Here is a 22,233-nt window from a genome sequence, read left to right as displayed (position 1 = left end):
TTCGGTGGTCATTGCGTTAGGGAAACGCCCGGTTACATTCCGAACCCGGAAGCTAAGCCTTTCAGCGCCGATGGTACTGCAGGGGGGACCCTGTGGGAGAGTAGGACGCCGCCGAACAATTTTTCCGGGAAAGCCCCGCACCGTATGGTGCGGGGCTTTTCTGCGTTCCGGGCCATGAACGCGGCCCCCCGGGGGCCTACGAGGGCGTCACCAGTCGGCTGTCGTAGGCCAGGATGACCGCCTGCACGCGGTCCCGGCAGCCCGTTTTGGCGAGGATGCGGGTGACGTGCGTCTTCACGGTGGACTCGGCGAGGTGGAGGCGGGTGGCGATCTCCGTGTTCGACCAGCCTTGGCCGATGACCGTGAGGATCTCTCGTTCCCGGTCCGTCAGCGTGGTGATGCGGGGGTTCGACGCGGTGGCTGCGGTGTCGCCGGGGGTGACCGGCAGGTGGTGGGCGTAGGCGTCCAGGAGGCGGCGGGTCAGGGACGGGGCGACCACGGCGTCGCCGCCGGCCACCGCGCGGATGCCCGAGAGGAGCTCCTCCGGCAGGACGTCCTTGACCAGGAAGCCGCTGGCGCCGGCGCGGAGGCCGTCGTACGCGTACTCGTCGAGGTCGAAGGTCGTGACGATGAGGACGCGGGTGCGGGAGCCCGACCTGATGATGCGGCGGGTCGCCTCGATCCCGTCGAGGCCGGGCATGCGGATGTCCATCAGGGCGACGTCCGGCTGGTGCCGGGCGATCAGGTTGATGGCCTCGGTGCCGTCGCCCGCCTCGCCGACGACCGTCATGTCGTCCTGGCTCTCCAGCAGCATGCGGAAGCCGAAGCGCTGCATCGGCTGGTCGTCCGCGATGAGTACGGTCGTCACTGGGGCTGGTCCTCCAGGGGGAGGCGGAGGTGGACGTGCCATCCGCCGTGGTCCGGCAGCGGGCCGGCTTCGATCGTGCCGTTGTAGAGCGCCGCCCGTTCGCGCATGCCCATGATGCCTTGGGCGAGGGTGGGGGCTGGGGGGTCCTGCCCGTCCGCGCCTGTGCCGGCGCTTGGGCCCGTGCCTGTGTCCGTGATGCGGGCGTCGATGTGGGTGCGGGTGTAGGTGAGGGTCACCGTGGCGGACAGGGGTGCGGCGGCGGGTGGGGCCGCGTGCTTGAGGGTGTTGGTCAGGGACTCCTGGACCACCCGGTAGACCGTCAGTTGGCGGCCCGGGGTGGGTGCGGTGGACGGTTCGGGTTCGCCGTGGAGTTCCAGGTGCACGGGGAGGCCCGCGCGGCGGACGCGGTCGATGAGGGGGGCCAGGTCGGCGAGGGTCGGCTGGGGGGTGCGGTCGGCGGTGGGGTGGTCGTCGCGCAGGACGCCCAGGAGGCGGCGGAGTTCGGACAGCGCCTGCCTGCTGGTGGTGCCGATCGCGTCCAGTGCCTGGGCGGCGCGCTCCGGGTTCTTGGTGGCCGCGTAGGACCCGCCGTCCGCGAGGCCCGTGATGACGGAGAGGTTGTGGCCGATGATGTCGTGCATCTCCCGGGCGATGCGGGTGCGTTCGGCGGCGGCGGCGAGGCGGGCCTGCTGGTCGCGTTCGTGTTCCAGCCGGTGGGCACGTTCGACGAGTGCCTCGGTGTACTCGCGGCGCGTCCGTACGGCGATGCCCAGCAGGGCGACGAAGACCAACCCCCATACGTACGAGATGACTTGCTGCCCCCAGATGCCGGGGATGCGGATGGCGCCCGCGAGGAGCGGGGCGCAGAACACCAGGGCCGCCGTCCCGAGCGTACGGAGGGACGAGCGCAGGGCGATGTGGAAGACGGGGATCAGCTGGAGGAGGGCGGCCTGGACCACTGCGCCCGTCCAGATGTTGACCAGGGACACCGGGGCCGACAGCAGGAGCACGGTCATCGGGTGCGTGCGGCGCCACAGCAGCGGGAGCGAGAACCACAGGCTCATCAGCAGCACCAGCGGTTCGGGCGCGGTCACGTCGCGGGCCACGGTCCGCCAGCCGCCGGAGGTGTAGTCGAGGACGGCCGCCACGGCCCAGAACGCGGTCACCGCCGCGTCCCAGACCCGTGGCCGGCGTCGGTCGAAGGCGCGGAGCCGGTCCAGCGTGGCGCGGATGGTCCGGGTGAGCGGGGCCGTGGCCGCGTCGGAGGTGAGCGGAGCCGCTACCGGGTCGGTGTGGCGTATCCGGCCGGGGTGGTCGGCCCCGTCCGGGCGGTCGTCCGTCACCTGTTCCTTCTCCCTCTTCCTCTTCCTTGTACTCGTCCTCTTCTTCTCTCGGCCTCAGGCGTCCCGGCGGCGCAGCGTCCAAGCCGCCGTCGCCAGGACGGCCGCCACCCACAGGGAGAGGGCGAGCAGAGCTGCGGCGGGGGGCGCCGCATCCGGAAGCGGTGTGGCGGAGCCGAGTGCGCCGGCCGCCTGGGTGGGAAAGTACCGGACGGCCTGCTCCACCGTGTCGTACGGGAGCATCCCGAGGATCTCGGGGAGGAGCATGACCCCGCCGATGAACGCGCCGATCGCGCCGGGTACCGAGCGCAGGAGGGCGCCGAGGCCGAGCGCCAGGAGGCCCATCAGGGTGACTCCCGCCGCGGTGCCCGCCACGGCGCGCAGCACTCCCGGGTCGGTGAGCGAGGCCGCCTGGTCGGTGTCGTGGAGGAAGAGCTGGGCCGCGGTGAAGGTGATCAGGCCCGTCGCGAACATGACCGAGAACGCGGTGGCCGTGAAGACCGCGGCCTTGGCCCACAGGACGGGGAGCCGGGCCGGTACGGCGGTGAGGGAGGAGCGGATCATGCCGGTCGCGTACTCGCCCGCCGTCATCAGGATGCCCAGCACCACCAGGCAGAGCTGGCCGAGCATGCTGCCGTACAGGGTCATGATGACCGTGTCGATGTCGGAGTCCCCGCCGCCGGAGGTGTACGTGCCGCCCATGATCAGGCCGACTCCCAGGACCAGCGCGGCTGCTGTGGTCAGGGTGATCCAAGTGGAGCGCAGGGAGCGGATTTTGTGCCATTCGGAGCGGAGGACGCGGGCCGGGGTGATGCGGTACCGGGGTGCTTGCCGTGCGGGAGTGGCGGCGTGCGGTGTCGTGGTGGTCATGCTGCGGCTCCGGTGAGGTGAGCGTGGGGAGTGGTGGCCGGTGGCTGTGACCGGTGGTCGGTCGCGTCCTGGGTGAGGTCCATGAACGCCTGCTCCAACGAGACGGTCTGCGGGGTCAGTTCATGGAGGGTGATCCCGTGCTCGGCGGCCACGGCGCCGATGTGGGCCGCGTCCGTGCCCCGGACGCGGAGTCCGTCGGCCGATGCGGTGATCTCCACGCCCGGGGCCGCCAAGTACCGACGTAGCGACTCAGGTTGTGGGGTGGCGACCTTCACCGAGGCGCCGCCCGCCTGGCGGACCAGCTCGTCGACCGTCGTGTCGGCGAGGAGGCGGCCCCGGCCGATGACGATCAAGTGGTCGGCGGTGAGGGCCATTTCACTCATCAGGTGGGAGGAGACGAGGACCGTACGGCCTTCGGCGGCGAGAGACCTGAGCAGGGTGCGGATCCACAGCACGCCCTCCGGGTCGAGGCCGTTGACCGGTTCGTCCAGGATGACGGTGGCCGGGTCGCCGAGGAGTGCGGCGGCGATGCCGAGCCGTTGGCCCATGCCGAGCGAGAAGCCCTTGACCCTCCGGTGGGCGGCCTCGGTCAGGCCGGCGAGGGCGATGACCTCCTCGACGCGGCGGCGCGGGATGCCGTGGGTGTGGGCGAGGGCCAGCAGGTGGTTGCGGGCGGATCTGCCGGGGTGGACGGAACGGGCCTCCAGCAGGGCGCCGACCTGGGTGAGGGGTGCTCCATGGGCGGCGTAGGCGCGCCCGCCGACGGTGGAGCGGCCGCGGGTCGGGGTGTCGAGGCCGAGGAGCATGCGCATCGTGGTGGACTTCCCGGCGCCGTTGGGGCCGAGGAAGCCGGTGACCGTACCGGGGTGGACGGTGAAGTCGAGGTCCTGGACGACGGTTCGGTCGCCGTACCGCTTGGTGAGTCCGTATGCCTTGATCATGCGGTCGACGCTACGGAGCCGGCCCGGGGGCGGTCGTCCGACCGGGGGTGGGACCTGGGTGGGGGCGTAGTACCGGGGTACGACGGGGCAGGCGGGGCGGGGCTGGGTCGGGTGGCTCCGGAGGGGCCCGGACCGGGGGATGTGAGGGGCGGCGGGCGGTTGAGCGGCGTGCGGGCGGCGGGCGAGGATCGGGGCATGGACTATGTGATGCGTTCCGTACGGGCCGAGGAGTGGCCGCTGGCCAGGCAGCTGCGGCTGGAGGCGTTGCGGGACCCAGCGGCTCCCGTGGCGTTCCTTGACTCGTACGAGGCGGCCGTCGTGCGGCCGGATGCCTTCTGGCAAGAGCGTACGGCCGCGGCCGCCGAGGGCGGGGACGTGCGGCAGTTCGTCGCGGAGTCGCCCGAGGGGGAGTGGGTGGGCACGGTCACCGTGCTGGTGGAGCGCCCGGAGGACGAGGTGCGCTTCGGGGAGGCTCCTGTGATGGACCAGGGGCATCTGGTGGGGGTCTTCGTCCGGCCGGAGGTGCGGGGGACCGGGGTGGCGGACGCCTTGTTCCGGGTGGCCGTCGACTGGGCCTGGTCGCTGTCCGCGCCCCGGCTGGAGCGGGTGCGCCTGTATGTGCACGAGGACAACCCGCGGGCGGCGGCGTTCTACCGGCGGTTCGGGTTCGTACCGTCGGGGCAGCGGATGGCGGTGCCGGGTGAGCGGGGCGGGCCGGGCGGGCAGGTCGAGTGGGAGCTGGAGTATGTGATGGAGCGGGGGTAGGCAGGGTCCTCAGGGGGTGCCTGCGGCCGGGGCGTGCAGGTGTTGCTGCCAGCGGGCCCGGCCCTGCTCGCGGGAGCGGAGGAGGGCGATCGCGGGCATGCCCAACTCCTGGCCCTTCGCCAGCAGTTCAGGGAGCTGGGGGAGCGGTGCCACGGCGGCCACGTCGTCCAGGACCAGCGTCATTGGTGGGTCGAGCCGACCGTCGGATGACCGTGCGGCCATGCGGCGGCCGTACTCGACCACGTGTGAGGCGAGCGCGGTGAGGAGGGGCATCGCGCCGGGGCGGGTGCGGGGATCCTCGATGGGTTCACCGACCACATAGAGCGTTCCCCCCTCGCGGGCAAAAGATTCCAGCGCGGCCGAATCCGATCGGTTTGCCGTGCAGGCCTCGCGGATGTGCACCGATGAGAGGGCCGAGAAGGCCCGTACGTTCAACTCCTGCGCCACTTCCCGCCGTTCCGGGTACCCCGTGAGCGCGGACTCTAGGAGCCCGGCGAGGCCGGAGGCGGCCTTGGGGTGCGTACGGAGGAGGCGTACGGGTTCGTGGGCGGCGGCGCCCGAGGCCCAGCGGGCGACCTGGCGGAACGGGCGGCCATCCACCGCCGCGGCGTGCAGCCAGCACTGGAGGAGGGTCTGTGCGGTGTCGGCCACCGCCGCGTCGATCCGGGCCTGCGGGCGGACCGGGGCGAGGAGGGCGGCGGCGCGTACGGCGGCCGTGTCGGGGTCCTCGCAGCCTGCGGTGGGCGGCCAGTGGAGGCGGGCCGGGGTGTCGCAGAGGTGGCCGGGGTCGTAGACGAGGACCGGGCCCAGCTTGGCGCGGGCGTCCTTCGTCTCGGCCCAGACCGTGGGGTCCGAGGTGACGACCAGGGCGGGGCCCTCGGCGTCCTGGATGGCCTGGACGACGGTGGGGCGCCGGGCGGGAGCGGAGGCGTAGACGAGGAGGGGGGTGCGGGGGGAGGGCAGGGTGAGGGGCGCGGTGGGCGCCTCCGGTGTGGTCTTGGTGAAGGAGGGGGCGGCCTGGTGCTGGTGCTGGGCGGGAGCGGGAGTGTGGCGGGGCTGGGGCGTGTCGTGGGGCTTGGCGGTCGTGTGGGGCTGGTGTGCCTCTTGGGGCCCGTACGTCTCGTATGCCTCGGACGTCTCGTATGGCTCGTGTGCCTCATGTGCCTCGTGGGGTGTCCCGTACAGGCGTTCCTCGCGGCGCCGTTCCCGTACGGTCCGCCATCGGGCCACGGACCCGAGGGCGAACACGGTCAGCACCACCAGCACCATCAGCTCGCCGATGAACAGCCCCCAGAACAGGCCGTACCCGGAGAGCTGGGAGGCGGGCGTGTGGGGCCAGGCGCCGGGGAGGTCCTGCGGTGCGGTGGCCAGTTCGCGCAGGGCGAGCGGGGTCCGGGTGAAGGTGACGCCGTCCGGCCAGGACCCGTGCGCGAGGAGGCCGGCCAGACCCGTGGCCGCCCAGGCGAGCAGGGTCGCCGCGAACAGGAAGCCGATCAGGCCGACCAGCAGCCCGTCGGGGATGCCGCCCGTGCTGGAGTCCTCGTGGCGGGGCCGGGGGCGGTGGCCGGGGCCGGGGCGCGGATGGTTCCGCCGGTCGTACCGGGGGTCCTGCTCCGGGCCCGGGCCCGGTCCGGGGGCTGCTCGGCGTGCCATGTCAGGCCACCGTGGACCGGGACGAGTCGTCGATACGCTGCTGGTTCTCGATCCGGGCCGCCCGTTGCTCCGCCTCCAGCTCCGCGGCGCGGATGTCCTCCGGGAGCAGGTCGTCCGAGGAGCCCTCGGTCATGGCGCGGTCGGTGAAGACGAGGGGGCGTTCGGCCTCGGTGATCAGGTGTTTGACGACCTGTACGTTGCCGTTGACGTCCCAGACCGCGATGCCGGGGGTGAGGGTCGGGATGATCTCGACCGCCCAGCGGGGCAGCCCGATGACCCGGCCGGTGGCGCGTGCCTCGTCGGACTTCTGGGCGTAGATCGTGCGGGTGGAGGCCATCTTGAGGATGGCCGCCGCTTCCTTCGCCGCTGCTCCGTCCACGACGTCGCTGAGGTGGTGGACGACGGCGACGAAGGAGAGGCCGAGCCGGCGTCCGAACTTCAGCAGGCGCTGGAAGAGCTGGGCGACGAAGGGGGAGTTGATGATGTGCCACGCCTCCTCGACCAGGAAGATGCGCTTCTTGCGGTCGGGCCGGATCCAGGTGTGTTCCAGCCAGACGCCGACGATCGCCATCAGGATCGGCATCGCGATCGAGTTGCGGTCGATGTGCGAGAGGTCGAAGACGATGAGGGGCGCGTCGAGGTCGATGCCGACGGTGGTGGGGCCGTCGAACATGCCGCGCAGGTCGCCGTCGACGAGCCGGTCCAGGACGAGGGCGACGTCCAGGCCCCAGGCCCGTACATCGTCTATGTCGACGTTCATCGCCTCGGCCGACTCGGGCTTGGGGTGGCGCAGCTGCTCCACGATGTCCATCAGGACCGGCTGGCGGTCGGTGATGGTCGCGGTGACGTAGGCGTGGGCTACCTTCAGCGCGAAGCCGGAACGCTCGTCCAGACCGTGGCCCATCGCGACTTCGATGATCGTACGGAGGAGGGCGAGCTGGCCGGTGGTGGTGATGGAGGGGTCGAGGGGGTTGAGGCGGATGCCGCCGTTGAGGGCTGCGGTCGGGTCCAGGCGGATGGGGGTTATGCCCAGCTCCTGGGCGATGAGGTTCCATTCGCCGACGCCGTCCTCGCCCTGGGCGTCCAGGACGACGACCTGGCGGTCGCGGAAGCGGAGCTGGCGCAGGACGTAGGTCTTCTCCAGCGCCGACTTGCCGTTGCCGGACTCGCCGAGGACCAGCCAGTGGGGGGCGGGGAGCTGCTGCCCGTACAGCTGGAAGGGGTCGTAGATGTAGCCCTTGCCGCTGTAGACCTCGCGGCCGATGATCACGCCGGAGTCGCCGAGGCCGGGGGCGGCGGTGGGGAGGTAGACGGCCTGGGCCTGGCCCGTCGACGTACGGACGGGGAGGCGGGTCGTCTCCACCTTGCCGAAGAGGAAGGAGGTGAAGGCATCCGACAATGCGGACAGGGGGTCTCGCATGGCGTGGGTGCCCTCTCTTGTCGCGGGTGTTCGTCGCGGGTGCTGTCGTGGGTGGCTGTGTCGGTCTTGGGGGTGGTGCCCGTGTCAGCGGCGGATGCCGGTGGCGAACGGGAGCGTGTTCACGAAGGCGCGGTGGTGTTCGCGGTCGCACCACTCCAGCTTGAGATACGACTTGCCGGCCGAGGCGCGGATCGTCCGCTTGTCGCGGGCGAGGGCCTCGGGTGAGCGGGACGACACCGTGATGTACCCCACCAGGTTGACCCCGGCCGCGCCGCTGGCGAGATCTTCACCCCGCTGGTCGAGTCGGCCGTGGGCGGCGATGTCGCGGGGGTCGACGGTGCGGTTCATCTTGGCCTGGCGGCTGGCCTCGGCGTCGTCGTTGGTCTTCTCGGTCAGCATGCGTTCGATGGCGACCTCGGTGGGTTCGAGGTCCATGCAGACGGCGACCGTACGGATGACGTCGGGGGTGTGGACGAGGAGCGGGGCGAGGAAGTTGACGCCGACGGGGGTCATCGGCCACTCCTTCACCCAGGCCGTGGCGTGGCACCAGGGGGCGCGGGTGGTGGACTCGCGGGTCTTGGCCTGGAGGAACGTGGGCTCCACCGCGTCCAGTTCGGCGGGCCAGGCGTTGCGCTTGGTCATGGCCTGGATGTGGTCGATGGGGTGGTCGGGGTCGTACATGGAGTGCACGAGGGAGGCCAGGCGGCTCTGGCCGAGCGGCTGGCGGACCCGGATGTCGGCCTCGGCGAGGCGGGCGCAGATGTCGGTCAGCTCGCGGGCCATGACGATGGCGAGTCCGGCGTCGCGGTCGAGTCTGCGGCCGCCGTGGGGGCGGGCGGCGCGGGCGATGGCGTTGGCCTCGGCGGCGAGCTCGCGGCTGTAGTGCATGCAGGCGACGAGGTAGGCGCGGTGCTGCTCGCTGGAGGTGGAGACCATGGACTGGAGCTGGTCGTAGGAGTCCTGGAGCCAGCCGGGGGCCGATTTGTCGCCGCGCTGGGCGACGTCCTTGGCGTGGGCGTCGGGGTCGGCGGGGAGGGTGCGGGCGAGCATCTGGAGGCGGGTGACGAAGCCGTCGCCGTTGGCCACGTGCTTGAGGAGGGTGCCGAACCGGTCGACCAGGGCCTCCTGGTCCTCGCTGTCGCGGAGGCCGACGCCGGGGCCCTCGATCTCGATGGCGGCGGTGACGGTGCGGCGGTCGGCGTGGAGGAGTACGGCGATCTCGTCGGGGCCGAAGGGGGCGGCGAGCCAGCTGATGCGGCCGATGCCGGGGGGCGGGCCGATCTCGACCTCGCGGCCGTCGGCGCTGATGCCGGCCTCCATGGCGCCGGAGCGGTAGGCGGTGCCGCGGCGCAGGGAGCGCTTGTAGCTGCGGTTGATCTCGAACCACTTGTAGAACGTGCGGTGCTTGTACGGGACGTAGACGATGGCGAGGGCGAGGAGCGGGAAGCCCACGAGGCAGACGATGCGGAGGGAGAGGAGGGGGACGAGGAGTCCGCTCATCATGCCGAGGAACGCGCCGACGATGATCAGGGCGATCTCGCCGGTCTCGCGGTTCTTGCCGACGATCGCGTTCGGCCGGGCGCGGCCGATGAGATACGTACGGCGGGGCGTCATCGTGTGGGACTGAGTCGTCAACGCCCTCCACCTCCTGTGCTCGAGTTACCTGTGCTGCCGGAGCCGCCTCCCCGGAAGGGGCGGCTGCTGTGGGGGGTGCCGGAGGTGGGGCCGGAGCCGCCGCTGCGGGGCGGGGGTGCGGCGGAGGGGACAGATCCGCCGCCGACCCCGCCGCCGCCTCCGTTGGTGGTGCGGGAGCTGTGTGCGGCGACGCCGCCGCTGGCCGGGTTGGAGGGGCGGGCGCCGCCGCCTCCCCCTCCGCTGTTCTGGTCGTTGCGGCCGCTGTGGGTCTTGATGCCCTGGGAGACGAGGGCGGCCGGGGAGCTGATGAGGGCGGCGGCCTGGGCGCCGTCGGTGGCCTGCTTGCGGTTGGTGCGGGCGCCCTGGATCTCGTCGCCGAAGCCGGGGACGAAGCGGTAGATCATGGCGGAGGCGAAGATGGCCAGCAGGATGATGGCGAGGCCGGAGACGACGGCGGAGAAGGCGTCGGGGCCGTCGCCGGCGGAGAGCGCTCCGGCGAGGCCGAGGACGATGACGATGACCGGCTTGACCATGATCACCGCGATCATGATGCCGGCCCAGCGGCGGACGTGGCCCCACATGTTCTTGTCGACGAGACCGGCGTAGACGACGATGCCGAGCAGGGCGCCGACGTAGAGCAGGGCGGCGCGGATGACGAGCTCCAGCCACAGGACGCCGGCCGCGACGATCGAGACGAGCGAGACGACGATCAGCATGATCGGCCCGCCGCCGATGTCGTTGCCCTTCTTGAGGGCCTCGGCGAACGACCCGAAGAAGACATCGGTCTGGCTTCCGGTGGCGGAGGCGATGACCTCGGTGACGCCGTCGGTGGCGGAGACGATCGTGTAGAGGATCAGGGGCGTGAAGGCCGAGGCGAGGACGGTGAGCCAGAGGAAGCCGACGGCCTCGGAGATCGCGGTGGTGAAGGGGACGCCGCGGATGGCGCGCTTGGCTACGGCGAGGAGCCAGAGGACGAGGGTGAGGAAGGTGGAGGCCGCGAAGATGACGGCGTACTGCTGGCGGAAGGCGGGGTTGGTGAAGTCGACGTTCGCCGTGGACTCGACGGCCTCGCTGAGCTTGCCGACGATGTAGGCGGCGGCGTCGGCGCAGCCTTGGGCGAGGGAGGTGAGGGGGTCCAGGGCGTCGGTGGGGGCGATGTCCTGGGTACCGGCGCCGGCGCCTTCGCCGCCTTCGCAGTAGTCCTTGGCGGGGCCGCGAATCAGGTCGCAGGGGTCGTTGCTGGGTTCGGGCGAGGGCGTCGGTGTCGGGGCTGCCGCCGCGCGGCCGGCCAGCGTCACGGCGGCTACCTGGAGGCCCGTGAAGGCCGCTGCCAGTGACCGGATTCGGTGGGACTTACCGGGCATAGGTGAACCCTCCGAACCCTTGAACTGCGTCAGCCATCTCCTCGGCGGAGGAGGCGGCCTGGTCCCGGCCGACGGGTACGGGGCCGTCCTTCTGCGTGAAGTCGGTGACCCTCCAATCCCCGTCGACCCACTTCAGCTCGTACGTGGTGGTGTACCAGCTCTCGGACACCGGGTTCTTCGACCCTTCACCGGCCAGGCCGAACAGTGCGGAGTACCAGACGGCAACCGTGGCGGTGTCGCCGAGATACTTCTCGACCTTGGTGCCGACAGGATTGGCCCGGGAGATGAAAGTCAGTCCTTCGGGGGCCTTGCCATCGGGGTTCAGGCCGATGCTGGTGAGGAACGACTCCTGCGAGTAGACCTTGTCGAGGTCGTCCCTGCGTGCAGCGGCCACATCCGGCGCGTAGACCGCCTCGGAGATCTCACGACGGCGCTCCTGGTCGAACATCCCGTCCGAGACCAGCGCGACCGAGTAGTTCGCCGCCGCACTCTGCGCCCCCTGCTCATCGTGGGCGAAGCCGGAGGGGATCGTTCCGTTCTTGCCCTGGACCGGCTTGGTGCCGGTGGCGGCGGTGGGGGCCGAGCCTGCCGTCCCCGGGTTCTTCGTGCCCGAGGAGGCGTTGTCGTCGCTGCCGCCGCCCCGGTTGGCGAAGGCGATCGCGGCGATGAGGAGGACCACGACACCGGTGATCGTGACGATGGAGCGCGAGTTCCGGACGGGCCGGCGGCCGTGCGGAAGGTCCGCGTCGCCGTCCGGAAGGCGGGTACGGGTCTGGCGGGTGCCGCCGAGCGTGCTGTACGGGTCGTCCGCGCGCCCGCCCTGGTCCCTGCCGCGGTAGTCGTGCTCGTCACCGGGACTCATGCCGCGTTCGCTCCCTCGGTCGTGTGCGGTTCCGCGCATGACGACGGTAGCTGTGCTGGTTGCCGCGTGAGCGCGGTGGAGTGACTCGACATCAGGGAGACGCAACCTCAGCCGGTGGGCACGACGGACGGATGGTGGGGAGCGGGCGGGGACGGCCCGGTGCGGGCTGGCCGACGGTGGGTCAGACAGCCATTCCGTACACGATGGTGAAGAGAGTGCCCAGGGAGCCGATGATGAAGACCCCGGTCAGGCCCGCCACGATCAGGCCCTTGCCCTGTTCCGCGCTGAACGTGTCGCGCAGCGCCGTCGCCCCGATGCGCTGCTTCGCCGCGCCCCAGATCGCGATGCCGAGGCAGAGCAGGATGGCGATCGCCATCACCACCTCGATCATGATGCGCGCCTCGTTGCCCAGCGTGCCGAACGGCCCCCAGTTGGGGGCGATTCCGCCGATGATGGTGGTGATGTCGCCCTTCTCTGCTGCCAGGATCATGTAAGTCACCGCCCCTGTTGGGTAGTTAGCTTTCCGCGCCCGTGTGGCACGGGTCGCCTTCTATCTTCGCTGATGAAACCGCGCTCGCACGACGCCTTCCCGGTCTCTTTACCCGGATCTCGCACGTTCGACCGACACGGCCGCCCTGACCTGCGACTCGTCCCCGTATCCACATGCATATGCCTGGTCACTCTGTGTATCACGCGGTGTGACCGCGAGCAACGACGGTGGCCATGGGTTCCCGGTGCGGTTGCAGCGTTCGTGGGGCACGACGTGTTCGTATGCGCCGTTCGAGGGCCGGCGGTGCGCCGGTGAGCCGGGGCGATGCGCCGTCAGGGAGGGCTGCCGCAAAGGGAGGAGGAAGCCGCGCGTCCATCGTCCGGGTGAATCCCGTGTCCGTCCGGTACGGCGGTAAGCCCCGCGATCACGGGCTGCCCGCCCTCGCCCCGGCCGCTCGGGCGTGCAGGTGGGCGGCGCGTCGGGCAGGCCGTGTTTGGCACAGTGCCGCTCCACGATCGAGGAACGGGGAGCGGTGTGAGCGGTGCGGGTGTGCTGGCGCAGCCGGGCGGTGACCGGCCGTGGTGGTGGGGCGGGCCGGAGGGGAGTGGTGGGGGCGGAGGTGGTGACCTGAAGCACAGTGACGGGCCGTGGCTGCGGGCTGCCGGTGGAGCGGAGGGCCTGGTCGCGCACCTCGGGCCGGTGGAGGCCGAGTTGGGGCGTGCGCACCAAGGCCTGACAGCCGGGGCCGGAGAGCTGTCGGCGCTCGCCGAGCTGGGCACCGTACGGGCCTCCTGGGAGCGGCGGATCGAGACCGCCCGGGACGAGTGCCGGAGCCTGACGGGGAAGCTGCGGGCGGTGGCCGCCACCCAGACCGAGGTCAACGAAGCCGTCAAGGGGTCTTTTGACGGGGTGAAGGTCGCGGGTGCGGGAGGGGGCTCCGGTGCGGGTGTGGGTGGGGTGCGGTGAGCGGGGCGGGTGGGCCGAGCGGGCCGGGTGGTCTGAGTGCGCTCAGCTCCACGCTGACGTGGGCGAAGTTACGTGAGGTGAGGTGCGCCGAACTGGAGGAGGCGGCCGACGGGTGGGGCAGGGCCAGTAACCGTGCCGACGCCGCCCGGGACCGTATCGACACCCAGCTCGTCGACGACCTGCGCCGGACGCAGAAGGGCGAGGCGGCGCGGGCAGCGGTGCGGCGGTTGCGCCGGCTGTCGATGAACTTCCAGTACATCTATACGGAGTGCGGGCTGCTGCGGACCACGCTGAACAGCCTGGCCCACGAGGTGAAGGCCCAGCAGCGCGTCCTTCAAGGGGCGCTTGACGAAGCGGCGGCCCTGAAGTTCACGGTGCACCCGGACGGTTCGGTGACGTACCCGGCGGCGGGCGAGGGCCTGGTCGACGGCAAGCCGTTGGCCGGCGGCAGGGCGTCCGGGGTGCCCAACCCGGGCCTGGCCGGTCCCTCCGGGCTCGTCGCGCCCAACCCGAACGCCGCAAAGGCCCAGGACATCGCGGACCGGGTGGCGCGGGCGGTGCGCACGGTGGCCGATGTGGACTGGCGGTACGCGAAGATCCTGCGGGCGCTGAGGGCGGAGGAGGGCCTGGGCGTTCCCGCGGCGACCTGGACGGATGCGGCGGGCGACGCGGCGGCGGTGCGGCAGGCGGCGAGCGGCTACCTGAAACAGGGGATCCCGCACGACGCGTCTCCGGCCGAGCGGAAGGCGTGGTGGGAGGGGCTGACGGACGAACAGCGTGAGGAGTACCTCGCGGTGTACCCGGACCGGATCGGCAACCTGGACGGGATTCCGGCCTTGGTCCGTGATGCGGCGAACCGGGACAACCTTCAGCTGTTGATGGGGAAGCTGGAAGGGCGGGGCGACGAGGACTCGGTGACGAAGCTGGCGGCATTGCGGGAGATCGACCGGCAGTTGCAGGCGGTGCGGGGGCCGGGGGAGCCGCCGATGTATCTGCTCGGTATCGGGGATCAGGGGAATGGGCGGGCGATCGTTTCGTATGGGAATCCGGATGCGTCGAGGAATGTGGCGGCTTATGTTCCGGGGTTGAATACGTCGCTTGATGAGGAGTTCGCCAAAGGCGATCTGAAGCGGGCACGTGACACGGCCGCGGCCGCCAGAGAGATCGATCGTTCAACAGCAGCGATCGTTTGGCTGGGGTACGACGCGCCTCAGAGCCCGGACGGGCTGAGTAGCCTGGCTGTAGCCGGTACCGAGAGAGCGGAGACCGGAGGTCAAGCGTTCCGGGGGTTTATGTCCGGGTTGATGGTTTCGAATGATCAGGGCGATCCGCACATGACAGCCATTGGGCACTCGTACGGTTCGCGGACAGTCGGAGCGGCAACTCAACAAGGCGGCGGTATCCCGGGGGTCGATGACATTGTTCTGGTCGGTAGCCCCGGGGTTGGTGTGGACCGTGCGGAGGACCTCGGGGTGGGGAGGGACCACGTATTCGTCGGTGCTGCGGACAATGACGTGGTGACTCACCTTCCGTCCAAGGGGCAAGCGGTGCTCGCTGCCGCGGGGCGCGCCCTCGGGCCGGCAGGATCCTTGGCGGTGGATGTTGTCCATCCGGGTGATGACGACCTTTGGTTCGGGAGGGACCCTGCGAGTGAAGGATTCGGCGCGCGGCGTTTTGCGGTGGATCCGGGTCCTCCCCTGATCCGCCTCGGTCGGCCTTCGCTGGACGCGCATTCTCAATACTTCGATCCGGGCTTGGATTCTGCATCGGCAGGCAGTATCGCGCTTGTGGCCGCAGGACACGGACATAGAGTCAGGCAGGAGGAAGCTCGGTGATGCGCCTGGCCCGATCTCTTCTGCTCGCCGTGTTTTTTGGCCTTGCAGTAGTTGGATGCGGGGTTCAGAGGGAGTCGAGCATGGATATGCAGGCAGCGGCGGAACGATCCGACACGATCCTTGACGCGGTGTTGAGAGAGGTTCGGCCGGAGCTGAGATGGGTGCATGGGCCCACAACTGTGGGAAGCTGCGACCTGACACGGAGGCGCGTCGTCATGACAGATGTCTCGGCTGCGCGGCGAGGGAATCTTCTGGGGGTTGTGGACCGCTTCTGGCGAAAGAGTGGATACCGGATGACTGCTGTAAATAACGATGAGGTATTTCCAGCAATTTATGCCCAGACGCGCGATGGTTTCTCGGTGAGCCTTCGCATTGGCGGCAAGGGGCAAGCCTTCTTCCAGGTGGACTCCCCCTGCGTGCGTGAGTCAGCAGTGGCTGACTCCACCAGCCAGGCGACCGCGCCCACCTTTGAGGGGGAGTTCATCCCCCGCCCCAACATCCACTCCGACTTCTGGTCGGCGACGGCGCCGGAAGTCGGGGTGACATCCGGGCCGTGACTGGGGCAAGTTGCCTCAACTTGCCTGCTGCGTAAGGGCTTTGAGCCCTTCATTGGGTCCTGGGGCCCATGTCGTGTCCCCTGCTCGTGTGGTCGCATACGCGGAGTGACTGACCTGTCGCTGCGCCGCCCACTCACGAGGTAGGGGACTGCCCTTGTCCGGCATGCGAGGAAGTGCGGTTTCTGCTGACGTCGATGTAAGCGCTGCCACCGCCGGCGCTGGTGGGCGTTCCATGCCCCGGTCGTTGCAGGCGGTCCTGGTCCTCGTTCAGCTGCTGTTCGTGGCCACGCTCGTGGGTGCGGTCGGTGCTCTCTCCACGGCCTCCTCGGTGGATGCCTTGGACGGGCATCTGCTCGGGTTGCTGCTCTACGCCTCCTTACCGGGCGTCAGCGCCTTCGTGCTGTCCCTGTACGTCCGTACCGGCGGCATCGGTGTCTGGCGCGGGCTCTTCGCCGTACAGGTGTGGTTCGTCCTCGGTGCGCTCGCCGAGTTGGGCGGGGAGGCCGGGGCGCAAGGGGCCGCGCGGGTTGCGGTGCCGGTCGCCGTCCTCGTGTTGCTCGCGCGGCCGGAGAGCCGGCGGTGGTTCCGGCTCGGGGCTGGTGAGCGGGCCGGGCAGCGGTCGTTCGGCCTGGTCCGGATGGTGAGGCTGCGCCGCGACGGTGGGCAGAGCGCGCTGGAGTACCTCGGGCTCGTGCTGGTGGTCGTCGCCCTCGTCGGCGCGATGATGGCCACCGGGATCGGGCAGCAGCTCACCGCCGAGATGCGCGCTGCCATCTGTTCTCTGACTGGTGGTTCGTGCTCCGCGCCCGGCAGCGATGTCATCGCCGGTCCGGGGGGAAGCGGCGGATCCGGTGCTGATACCGGGGGAGTTTCTGGTGGCGAGACCGGTGGTGCGAGCAGCTCCGGGGGCGGCGGTACCGGTGGTGCCGGCGGTACTTCCGGGGGTGGGGCCGCCGCCTCGACCGCCTCCGGCGGTTCTGCCGGAGGCGACTCCTCCACCGCAGGCGGATCCGTCGGGCCCGACTCCTCCCCTTCCCTCCAAGTCGACGCGGGTAGACCCGGTGGGCCCTCCGGTTCCGACCGGCCCGACACCCCCACCCCCCGCCCCACCCCCACCTTCCTCGACGGCCTCCTGGGCGACGGCCTCGGCTGGGATCTCCAAGGCGTTGCCGACGCCGTGTTCCGGCCCGGGGAGAGCGGGCGCCGCATCGCTGATCGGTGGGTGCGGGATTCCCAGGGCGCGCGGGACAAGTGGGGGCGCGGCGACTACATCGGGGCGGCCTGGGAGTGGAACAAGGCCGTCGGGGGCGGCGGCATCGGGCTCGGGCTTCCCGGGGCCGGGGCGCGGGTCGACCAGCAGGTGCGGGAGGACGAGCGGCGGTATCTCGACGCGCGGATCCCCCGGAACGCCACCCCGCAGCAGCGCAAGGCCTGGTGGGACGGGCTCAGCCCCGAGGAGCGCGAGCGGTACATCGAGCTCGTCCCGGAGCGGATCGGGAACCTCGACGGCATCCCCGTCGCCGCCCGCGACGCCGCCAACCGGAAGAACCTCCCCGCGCTCATCGAGAAGCTGGAGGGCGTCGACACCGACAAGGCCCGCAAGCAGCTCGCCGGGCTCCGGGAGATCGACCGGCAGCTCAAGGAGAACGGGCAGCCGCCCATGTTTCTCATCGGGATCGGTGATGAGGGGAACGGGCGCGCCATCGTGTCGTTCGGGAATCCGGACGCCTCCCAGCATGTGTCGGCGTACGTCCCCGGGCTCAACACCTCCCTCGACGAGGAGTTCGCCAAGAACGACCTCGGGCGGGCCCGGGACACCGCTATCGGGGCCCAGGGGTACGACGAGTCCACCGCCTCCATCGTCTGGCTCGGCTACGACGCCCCGCAGCTGCCGGACAGCGACGGGGTGGCTGGGTACTTCGCCGTGATGGGGACCGGGCGGGCGGAGAAGGGCGGGGTCGCCTACCGCGAGTTCATGGGCGGGATCGCTGTGACCAACTCGAACAAGGACCCCCACCTCACCGCCATCGGGCACTCCTACGGGTCCCGGACGGTCGGTGCCGCGGCCGCCGTGCCGGGCGGGATACCCGGCGTCGACGACATCATCCTGGTCGGCAGCCCGGGGGTCGGGGTGAACCATGCCGTGGACCTCGGCGTCGGCAGCGAGCACGTCTTCGTCGGGGCCGCCGCCAACGACCCGGTGACCAAGCTGCCGTCCAAGACCCAGGTCGTCGTCGGCGGGGTCGGGCTGATCGTGGGCGGGCCCGGCGCGGCCTATCTCGCGGGGGATCTCGCCGATCCGGGCGACGACGACCTCTGGTTCGGGAAGGATCCGGCGAGCAAGGCGTTCGGGGCCCGGCGCTTCCCGGTGGCCGATGGGCCGCCTCTGGTCGGTGGCAGCGGCCTGAGCCTGGACGCGCACTCGAACTACTTCAGCCCCGAGCGCGACGCCGTCTCCGCGGACAGCATCGCCCTGATCGTGTCGGGGAACGCCGACCGGCTCAAGATGGAGGAACCGAAGTGAGAGGTACCAAGGTGAGCCGGCTGTTCCCGGTCGTCGCTACGGTCCTGGCCCTCGCCCTCTCCGGTTGCGGGAACGAGGACCCTGCGAGCGGAAGCGGAAGCAGTAGCGGAAGTGCAAGCGGACGGGAGAGTGGGCGCATGGACATGCAGGAAGCCGCCGAGCGGTCCGACGCCATGCTGGACGCCGTCCTCGAAGCCGTCGACCCGGACCTCCAGTGGGCCCATGGGCCCACCACCACCCGGGCCTGCGGCGTGACCCGTCGGCGTACGGTCATGACCGTCGTCTCCGCCGACCGGCGCCAGACCTTCCTGGACCGGGCGGAGGCCTTCTGGCGGAAGAGCGACTACCGGATCAAGGCCGTCAACAAGGACGAGGTCTTCCCGGCCGTCTACGCCGTCACGGAGGCGGGATTCGGTGTGAGCGTCTCCTTCCGGGGGAAGGGGCAGGCCTTTCTGGAGGCGGACAGCCCCTGTGTGAAGGAGTCGAAGGTGGCTCCTCCCACCGCCGAGCCGAACGGGCCCGCGTACGAAGGGGTCTATCCGCTGCCCCGGCCCAACGTCCGCTCCGACTTCTGGTCGTGACACACCGCCTGAGAGGCCGTCACCGCCCCCGTGTGCTCCGGGTGCGCCGGTGGTGTGCCGCGGATGACTCGTACACACCGTCGAAAACACCCCTGAACCGTTCCCCGATGGGGGATGGTTGAGGGGTGCGGAAATTCTGGGTCTTCGGTGGCATCGGCGTGGGCATGGCGGCGGCCTTCATGGCGCTGCTCCTCGTCGGTACGTACTCGGCCGCCGCCGGTCTGGCCGGGGCGGGCGGCGGTGCCGTCGCGCTCGCCAAGGGGGCGGTGCCGGCGCGGTTCCAGCCGCTGGTCCAGAAGTGGGGCAACCTCTGTCCCGCCATCAACCCGGCGCTGCTGGCGGCGCAGTTGTACCAGGAGAGCGGCTGGAACCCGAGGGCGCAGAGCCATGCCGCCGCGCAGGGCATCGCCCAGTTCATCCCCGGCACCTGGGCCACGCACGGCATCGACGGCAACGGTGACGGCAAGCGGGACGTGTGGGACCCGGCCGACGCGATCCCCTCGGCCGCTTCGTACGACTGCGAGCTCGCCGGGTACGTCAAGAAGGTGCCGGGCGATCCGACGAACAACATGCTGGCCGCGTACAACGCCGGTGCCTACGCGGTCATCAAGTACGGCGGCGTGCCTCCTTATAAGGAGACGCAGAACTACGTAAAGATCATCCGTTCGCTGGAGAAGAGCTTCGCCCGGCCCGTCGGCCGTGTCGCGCCCTCCCGGCAGGCGGCCGGGGCCATCTACTTCGCGCAGAAGAAGCTCGGTACGCCGTATCTGTGGGGCGGCAACGGGACGCCGGAGCAGCAGGGGCGGTTCGACTGTTCGGGGCTGACCCAGGCCGCGTACCGGACGGTGGGCATCGAACTGCCGCGGGTCGCCAACGACCAGTACAACGCGGGGCCGCACCCCTCGCGGGACGAGCTGCTTCCGGGGGACCTGGTGTTCTTCTCCGACGATCTGACCAACTCGCGGGCCATCCGGCACGTCGGGCTGTACGTCGGGGGCGGATATATGATCAACGCCCCCTTCACGGGAGCGGTGATCCGGTTCGACAAGATCGATACGCCGGACTACTTCGGTGCGACGCGGGTCACCAAGGACGGTGCCGCGGCCCTGCCGACCGACCTTCCGGGGGATTCCTCGCCGGGGTGAGGGATCTCTCCCCGGCGGGCACGCCGCCCTTCAGGGCTGACGGGCAGTCGGCCGTGGCCGGAACTCTCCGTGAAGCCTGGGCCCTGAGCTGCGACGACCAGTCACTCTTCGATAACGTCATGGTGATCATTCGGTGGAGAGTGGAACGCGGACGGGAGCCGGGCCGTTCCCTGGACAGGGACAGCATGCGCACTGACCATGCGTGCGCAGGAACGGGACCACACCGATCACGGGGGTTCGACCACGGTGGCGCGCACGGACGCGCGTTGCCACAGATGAAGCAGACAAGGCAAGGGGCCGCAGCAGATGGCTGGACTCGGACTCGACGGGTCGAACCCGGACGTCAGTCTGCTCTACGACATCAACGGGCTGGCGAAGGCCGCTCCGACCTGGTTCGACCGGGTCATGGAGTTCGTCGGTGAGTACGGGACCATGTTCGGCCTCGTCCTGGTGGGCCTCTGGTGCTGGTGGAGCATGCGCAAGCGCGGGAGCGCCGAGGATTCGGTGGCCACGGTCGCCGCGCTCGTCTGGGCCCCGCTCGCCGCCGCGCTCGCCGTTGTGATCAACATCCCGATCCGTGGCTTCGTCGAACGGCCGCGCCCGTTCAACGACCACGAGGGGCTGGAGGTCCTGGTCCACGGCAAGACGGACTATTCGTTCGTCAGCGACCACTCCACCCTCGCCATGGCCCTCGCCGTCGGCATCTTCGTGGCCAACCGGAAGTTCGGCTTCGTCGCGCTCGGCCTCGCGCTCTTCGCGGGCGTCAGCCGGGTCTACATGGGCGTCCACTACCCCACCGACGTGATCGGCGGCTTCGCCCTCGGCACGGCCGTCGCCCTGCTGCTGGCACCGCTCGCGATGGCGCTGCTGACCCCGCTGATGGCGGCGATCTCCCGCTCCGACCGGGTCGGCTGGATCGTACGGTCGAAGAAGGCGGACGCGGCGTACGACGAGGAGCACGGGGACACGCGGGGCATCCCCGAGCCGCGGCCGGGCACCGGGCGTGGCAACCCGGGAGAGAAGGACCTCGCCGCCTGACCCTGAGTCGGACGAACGCTTCCGGCGGTCCCCCAGGTGCTTCCCGCACCTGGGGGATCGCGCTGTTTTCGGCCAGGTCCTGGGTGGATCAGGGGGACCTGGGGGATCAGGAGGGGTCAGGACGCCGCGAGGTGTTCGGCGGCGTCCGTGCGTGCCCGGTCCCGTGATCTGCGTGCGGGGCCCGCCCAGCCGCAGGTGCAGCGGGCCAGACAGAAGGAGCCGCGTTCGGTCGTCGTGGTGCTGTGTCCCGCCGGGGGCGGTGCGGGGCACGAAGCGGGGAGGGGGTGCGGGGCAGTGGCGCGGGCAGTGGCGCGGGGTTCCTCGTGCACCCGTCCACGGTACTGGGGGCGGCCCCCCGAACGGGGTTGCGTGCGGCGGACAACCTCCCGGCCGCGCGGCGGACGCGCCGGGGCGGCGTGACGGGGGGCGCCGGTGGTCGTTATGCGGGACGGGTGAGGGCTCGGCCGAGCGGCAGTCGTTGGGGGTTGGCAGGCGATGGTGGTGCAGCAGTACAGGGACGGAGGCGGGGCCCGCGCTGCCCGCGCCCTCGCCGTGGCCGGAGTGATCGCGGTCACCGCCGGATGCGTCGGCGGGGAGGCGGGAGGCGGCGTGAGCGACGGTTCCGGGCAGCGCGCCGTGGCCGCGGAGCGCCCACTCGACGTGCTCGGCCGGGCCGCCGGCGTACTCACCCGGGCGGGCGGCGCGGAAGCCCGTACGTCGATGGAGACCGCGGCCGGCGGGACCCGGGTGACGATCCGGGGCGAGGGCACGTACGACTTCCGCAAGCAGATGGGGCGGCTCACCGTGGTGCTGCCCACGGACGCGGCGGGCGCGGAGGACCACCGGCCGATCACCGAGCTGCTGGCGCCGGGCGCGCTCTACATGAAGAACCGCGGTGCCGGGGTCCCCGACGACAAGTGGGTCAGGATCGACACCACCGCCCTGGAGGACGGCAACCTCGTCACCGGCGGGGTCACCGATCCGATGGCCGCCGCCGAACTGCTGCGCGGGGCCGGCGATGTGACGTACGAGGGGAAGACGGAGCTGGCCGGGGTGACGGTGCATCACTACCGGGGCGTCGCCGACCTGAACCGTGCGGCGCGGGCCGCCTCACCGCAGTCGCGCGGGGCGCTGAGTGCGGCGGCGAAAGGGTTCAGCAAGGACGCCGTTCCGTTCGACGCCTACCTCGACGAGGAGGGGAGGCTGCGGAAGGTCCGCCACCGCTTCAGCTTCTCCTCCCAGGGCCAGGAGGCGGCGGAGGTCACGGTGGTCTCGACGCTGCTGCTGTACGGGTTCGGGGCGCCGGTCACCGTACGGCTGCCGGACGAGGACGACATCTATACGGGGGAGATCCGGCAGGGCTGAGCGGCCCTGGAGCC

At 70.9% G+C, this 22,233-nt stretch carries 20 protein-coding genes and 1 rRNA gene; 10 read left to right on the top strand and 11 right to left on the bottom strand.

What is annotated here, in order from left to right; genetic code table 11:
- Nucleotides 1-117: ribosomal RNA gene (gene rrf, locus GTY67_RS15325) — 5S ribosomal RNA — on the top strand.
- Nucleotides 118-196: 79 nt separating this feature from the next.
- Here the strand turns inward: rrf and GTY67_RS15320 are convergent.
- The 4 genes from GTY67_RS15320 to GTY67_RS15305 all read right to left on the bottom strand — a co-directional run bounded on the left by GTY67_RS15320 (nucleotide 197) and on the right by GTY67_RS15305 (nucleotide 4,019).
- Nucleotides 197-868 (bottom strand): response regulator transcription factor, encoded by a 672-nt coding sequence (locus tag GTY67_RS15320; protein WP_161279063.1) that lies wholly within the window; start codon nucleotides 866-868, stop codon nucleotides 197-199.
- Nucleotides 865-2,169, bottom strand: a complete 1,305-nt coding sequence (locus GTY67_RS15315) for a histidine kinase (protein ID WP_343238752.1) — start codon at nucleotides 2,167-2,169, stop codon at nucleotides 865-867. The genes GTY67_RS15320 and GTY67_RS15315 overlap by 4 nt, the downstream gene beginning before the upstream one ends.
- A gap of 96 nt (nucleotides 2,170-2,265) precedes the next feature.
- A complete protein-coding gene (locus GTY67_RS15310; protein ID WP_161279061.1) occupies nucleotides 2,266-3,078 on the bottom strand; it encodes an ABC transporter permease in 813 nt (270 codons plus the stop codon).
- On the bottom strand, nucleotides 3,075-4,019 hold the full coding sequence (locus GTY67_RS15305; protein ID WP_161279060.1) for an ABC transporter ATP-binding protein: 945 nt from the start codon (nucleotides 4,017-4,019) through the stop codon (nucleotides 3,075-3,077). The genes GTY67_RS15310 and GTY67_RS15305 overlap by 4 nt, the downstream gene beginning before the upstream one ends.
- A gap of 195 nt (nucleotides 4,020-4,214) precedes the next feature.
- On the opposite strand from GTY67_RS15305, the gene GTY67_RS15300 reads away from it, so the two are divergent.
- On the top strand, nucleotides 4,215-4,784 hold the full coding sequence (locus tag GTY67_RS15300; protein WP_161279059.1) for a GNAT family N-acetyltransferase: 570 nt from the start codon (nucleotides 4,215-4,217) through the stop codon (nucleotides 4,782-4,784).
- 9 nt (nucleotides 4,785-4,793) lie between these two features.
- On the opposite strand, the gene GTY67_RS15295 is transcribed toward GTY67_RS15300, so the two are convergent.
- The 6 genes from GTY67_RS15295 to GTY67_RS15270 all read right to left on the bottom strand — a co-directional run bounded on the left by GTY67_RS15295 (nucleotide 4,794) and on the right by GTY67_RS15270 (nucleotide 12,208).
- A complete protein-coding gene (locus tag GTY67_RS15295; protein WP_202461450.1) occupies nucleotides 4,794-6,437 on the bottom strand; it encodes a type IV secretory system conjugative DNA transfer family protein in 1,644 nt (547 codons plus the stop codon).
- Nucleotide 6,438: 1 nt separating this feature from the next.
- Nucleotides 6,439-7,857, bottom strand: coding sequence for an ATP-binding protein (locus tag GTY67_RS15290; protein ID WP_093690961.1), 1,419 nt, complete (start codon nucleotides 7,855-7,857; stop codon nucleotides 6,439-6,441).
- 84 nt (nucleotides 7,858-7,941) lie between these two features.
- Entirely contained in the window at nucleotides 7,942-9,492 is a 1,551-nt protein-coding gene (locus GTY67_RS15285; protein ID WP_093690963.1) for an SCO6880 family protein, read from the bottom strand.
- A complete protein-coding gene (locus GTY67_RS15280; RefSeq protein ID WP_161279058.1) occupies nucleotides 9,489-10,856 on the bottom strand; it encodes a hypothetical protein in 1,368 nt (455 codons plus the stop codon). The genes GTY67_RS15285 and GTY67_RS15280 overlap by 4 nt, the downstream gene beginning before the upstream one ends.
- Complete coding sequence (locus tag GTY67_RS15275) at nucleotides 10,846-11,718, bottom strand: hypothetical protein (protein WP_161279057.1); 873 nt, start codon at nucleotides 11,716-11,718, stop codon at nucleotides 10,846-10,848. The genes GTY67_RS15280 and GTY67_RS15275 overlap by 11 nt, the downstream gene beginning before the upstream one ends.
- Nucleotides 11,719-11,899: 181 nt before the next feature.
- Nucleotides 11,900-12,208 (bottom strand): hypothetical protein, encoded by a 309-nt coding sequence (locus tag GTY67_RS15270; RefSeq protein ID WP_015610155.1) that lies wholly within the window; start codon nucleotides 12,206-12,208, stop codon nucleotides 11,900-11,902.
- A gap of 534 nt (nucleotides 12,209-12,742) precedes the next feature.
- Between GTY67_RS15270 and GTY67_RS15265 the strand changes: the two genes are divergently transcribed.
- The 7 genes from GTY67_RS15265 to GTY67_RS15235 all read left to right on the top strand — a co-directional run bounded on the left by GTY67_RS15265 (nucleotide 12,743) and on the right by GTY67_RS15235 (nucleotide 20,854).
- Nucleotides 12,743-13,174 (top strand): hypothetical protein, encoded by a 432-nt coding sequence (locus GTY67_RS15265; RefSeq protein ID WP_343238689.1) that lies wholly within the window; start codon nucleotides 12,743-12,745, stop codon nucleotides 13,172-13,174.
- Between the two features lie 32 nt (nucleotides 13,175-13,206).
- Nucleotides 13,207-15,009 carry an alpha/beta hydrolase gene (locus GTY67_RS15260; RefSeq protein ID WP_161280101.1) on the top strand — a complete coding sequence of 601 codons (1,803 nt, stop codon included), beginning with the start codon at nucleotides 13,207-13,209 and terminating at the stop codon, nucleotides 15,007-15,009.
- Nucleotides 15,006-15,566 (top strand): hypothetical protein, encoded by a 561-nt coding sequence (locus tag GTY67_RS15255; RefSeq protein WP_161279055.1) that lies wholly within the window; start codon nucleotides 15,006-15,008, stop codon nucleotides 15,564-15,566. Before GTY67_RS15260 ends, GTY67_RS15255 begins: the two co-directional genes overlap by 4 nt.
- Nucleotides 15,567-15,798: 232 nt before the next feature.
- Nucleotides 15,799-18,090: an alpha/beta hydrolase gene (locus GTY67_RS15250; RefSeq protein ID WP_161279054.1), complete on the top strand. Its 2,292-nt coding sequence runs from the start codon at nucleotides 15,799-15,801 to the stop codon at nucleotides 18,088-18,090.
- Nucleotides 18,091-18,101: 11 nt separating this feature from the next.
- Nucleotides 18,102-18,671, top strand: a complete 570-nt coding sequence (locus GTY67_RS15245) for a hypothetical protein (protein ID WP_161280099.1) — start codon at nucleotides 18,102-18,104, stop codon at nucleotides 18,669-18,671.
- 125 nt (nucleotides 18,672-18,796) lie between these two features.
- On the top strand, nucleotides 18,797-19,816 hold the full coding sequence (locus tag GTY67_RS15240; protein ID WP_343238688.1) for a bifunctional lytic transglycosylase/C40 family peptidase: 1,020 nt from the start codon (nucleotides 18,797-18,799) through the stop codon (nucleotides 19,814-19,816).
- Nucleotides 19,817-20,122: 306 nt separating this feature from the next.
- Nucleotides 20,123-20,854, top strand: a complete 732-nt coding sequence (locus GTY67_RS15235) for a phosphatase PAP2 family protein (RefSeq protein ID WP_093690974.1) — start codon at nucleotides 20,123-20,125, stop codon at nucleotides 20,852-20,854.
- A 116-nt stretch (nucleotides 20,855-20,970) separates the two neighbouring features.
- On the opposite strand, the gene GTY67_RS35515 is transcribed toward GTY67_RS15235, so the two are convergent.
- Complete coding sequence (locus tag GTY67_RS35515; protein WP_343238687.1) at nucleotides 20,971-21,183, bottom strand: hypothetical protein; 213 nt, start codon at nucleotides 21,181-21,183, stop codon at nucleotides 20,971-20,973.
- A 166-nt stretch (nucleotides 21,184-21,349) separates the two neighbouring features.
- Between GTY67_RS35515 and GTY67_RS15230 the strand changes: the two genes are divergently transcribed.
- The gene (locus GTY67_RS15230; protein WP_093690978.1) at nucleotides 21,350-22,219 is read left to right on the top strand and encodes a hypothetical protein; all 870 of its coding nucleotides are present in this window, start codon (nucleotides 21,350-21,352) and stop codon (nucleotides 22,217-22,219) included.
- The last annotated feature ends 14 nt before the right edge of the window (nucleotides 22,220-22,233 follow it).

The organism is Streptomyces sp. SID8374, assembly GCF_009865135.1.
Taxonomy (GTDB): Bacteria; Actinomycetota; Actinomycetes; order Streptomycetales; family Streptomycetaceae; genus Streptomyces.
Note: the sequence above shows the minus strand (reverse complement) of the source record. Positions and strands in the feature narration are given on the sequence as shown.

Excerpts from the sequence above, each read along its gene's own strand:
- GTY67_RS15295 (WP_202461450.1), bottom strand. The coding sequence starts at position 6,437 with ATGGCACGCCGAGCAGCCCCCGGACCGGGCCCGGGCCCGGAGCAGGAC.
- GTY67_RS15275 (WP_161279057.1), bottom strand. The coding sequence starts at position 11,718 with ATGAGTCCCGGTGACGAGCACGACTACCGCGGCAGGGACCAGGGCGGG.
- GTY67_RS15300 (WP_161279059.1), top strand. The coding sequence starts at position 4,215 with ATGGACTATGTGATGCGTTCCGTACGGGCCGAGGAGTGGCCGCTGGCC.
- GTY67_RS15280 (WP_161279058.1), bottom strand. The coding sequence starts at position 10,856 with ATGCCCGGTAAGTCCCACCGAATCCGGTCACTGGCAGCGGCCTTCACG.
- GTY67_RS15305 (WP_161279060.1), bottom strand. The coding sequence starts at position 4,019 with ATGATCAAGGCATACGGACTCACCAAGCGGTACGGCGACCGAACCGTC.
- GTY67_RS15250 (WP_161279054.1), top strand. The coding sequence starts at position 15,799 with ATGCCCCGGTCGTTGCAGGCGGTCCTGGTCCTCGTTCAGCTGCTGTTC.
- GTY67_RS15290 (WP_093690961.1), bottom strand. The coding sequence starts at position 7,857 with ATGCGAGACCCCCTGTCCGCATTGTCGGATGCCTTCACCTCCTTCCTC.
- GTY67_RS15270 (WP_015610155.1), bottom strand. The coding sequence starts at position 12,208 with ATGATCCTGGCAGCAGAGAAGGGCGACATCACCACCATCATCGGCGGA.
- GTY67_RS15230 (WP_093690978.1), top strand. The coding sequence starts at position 21,350 with ATGGTGGTGCAGCAGTACAGGGACGGAGGCGGGGCCCGCGCTGCCCGC.
- GTY67_RS15235 (WP_093690974.1), top strand. The coding sequence starts at position 20,123 with ATGGCTGGACTCGGACTCGACGGGTCGAACCCGGACGTCAGTCTGCTC.
- GTY67_RS15310 (WP_161279061.1), bottom strand. The coding sequence starts at position 3,078 with ATGACCACCACGACACCGCACGCCGCCACTCCCGCACGGCAAGCACCC.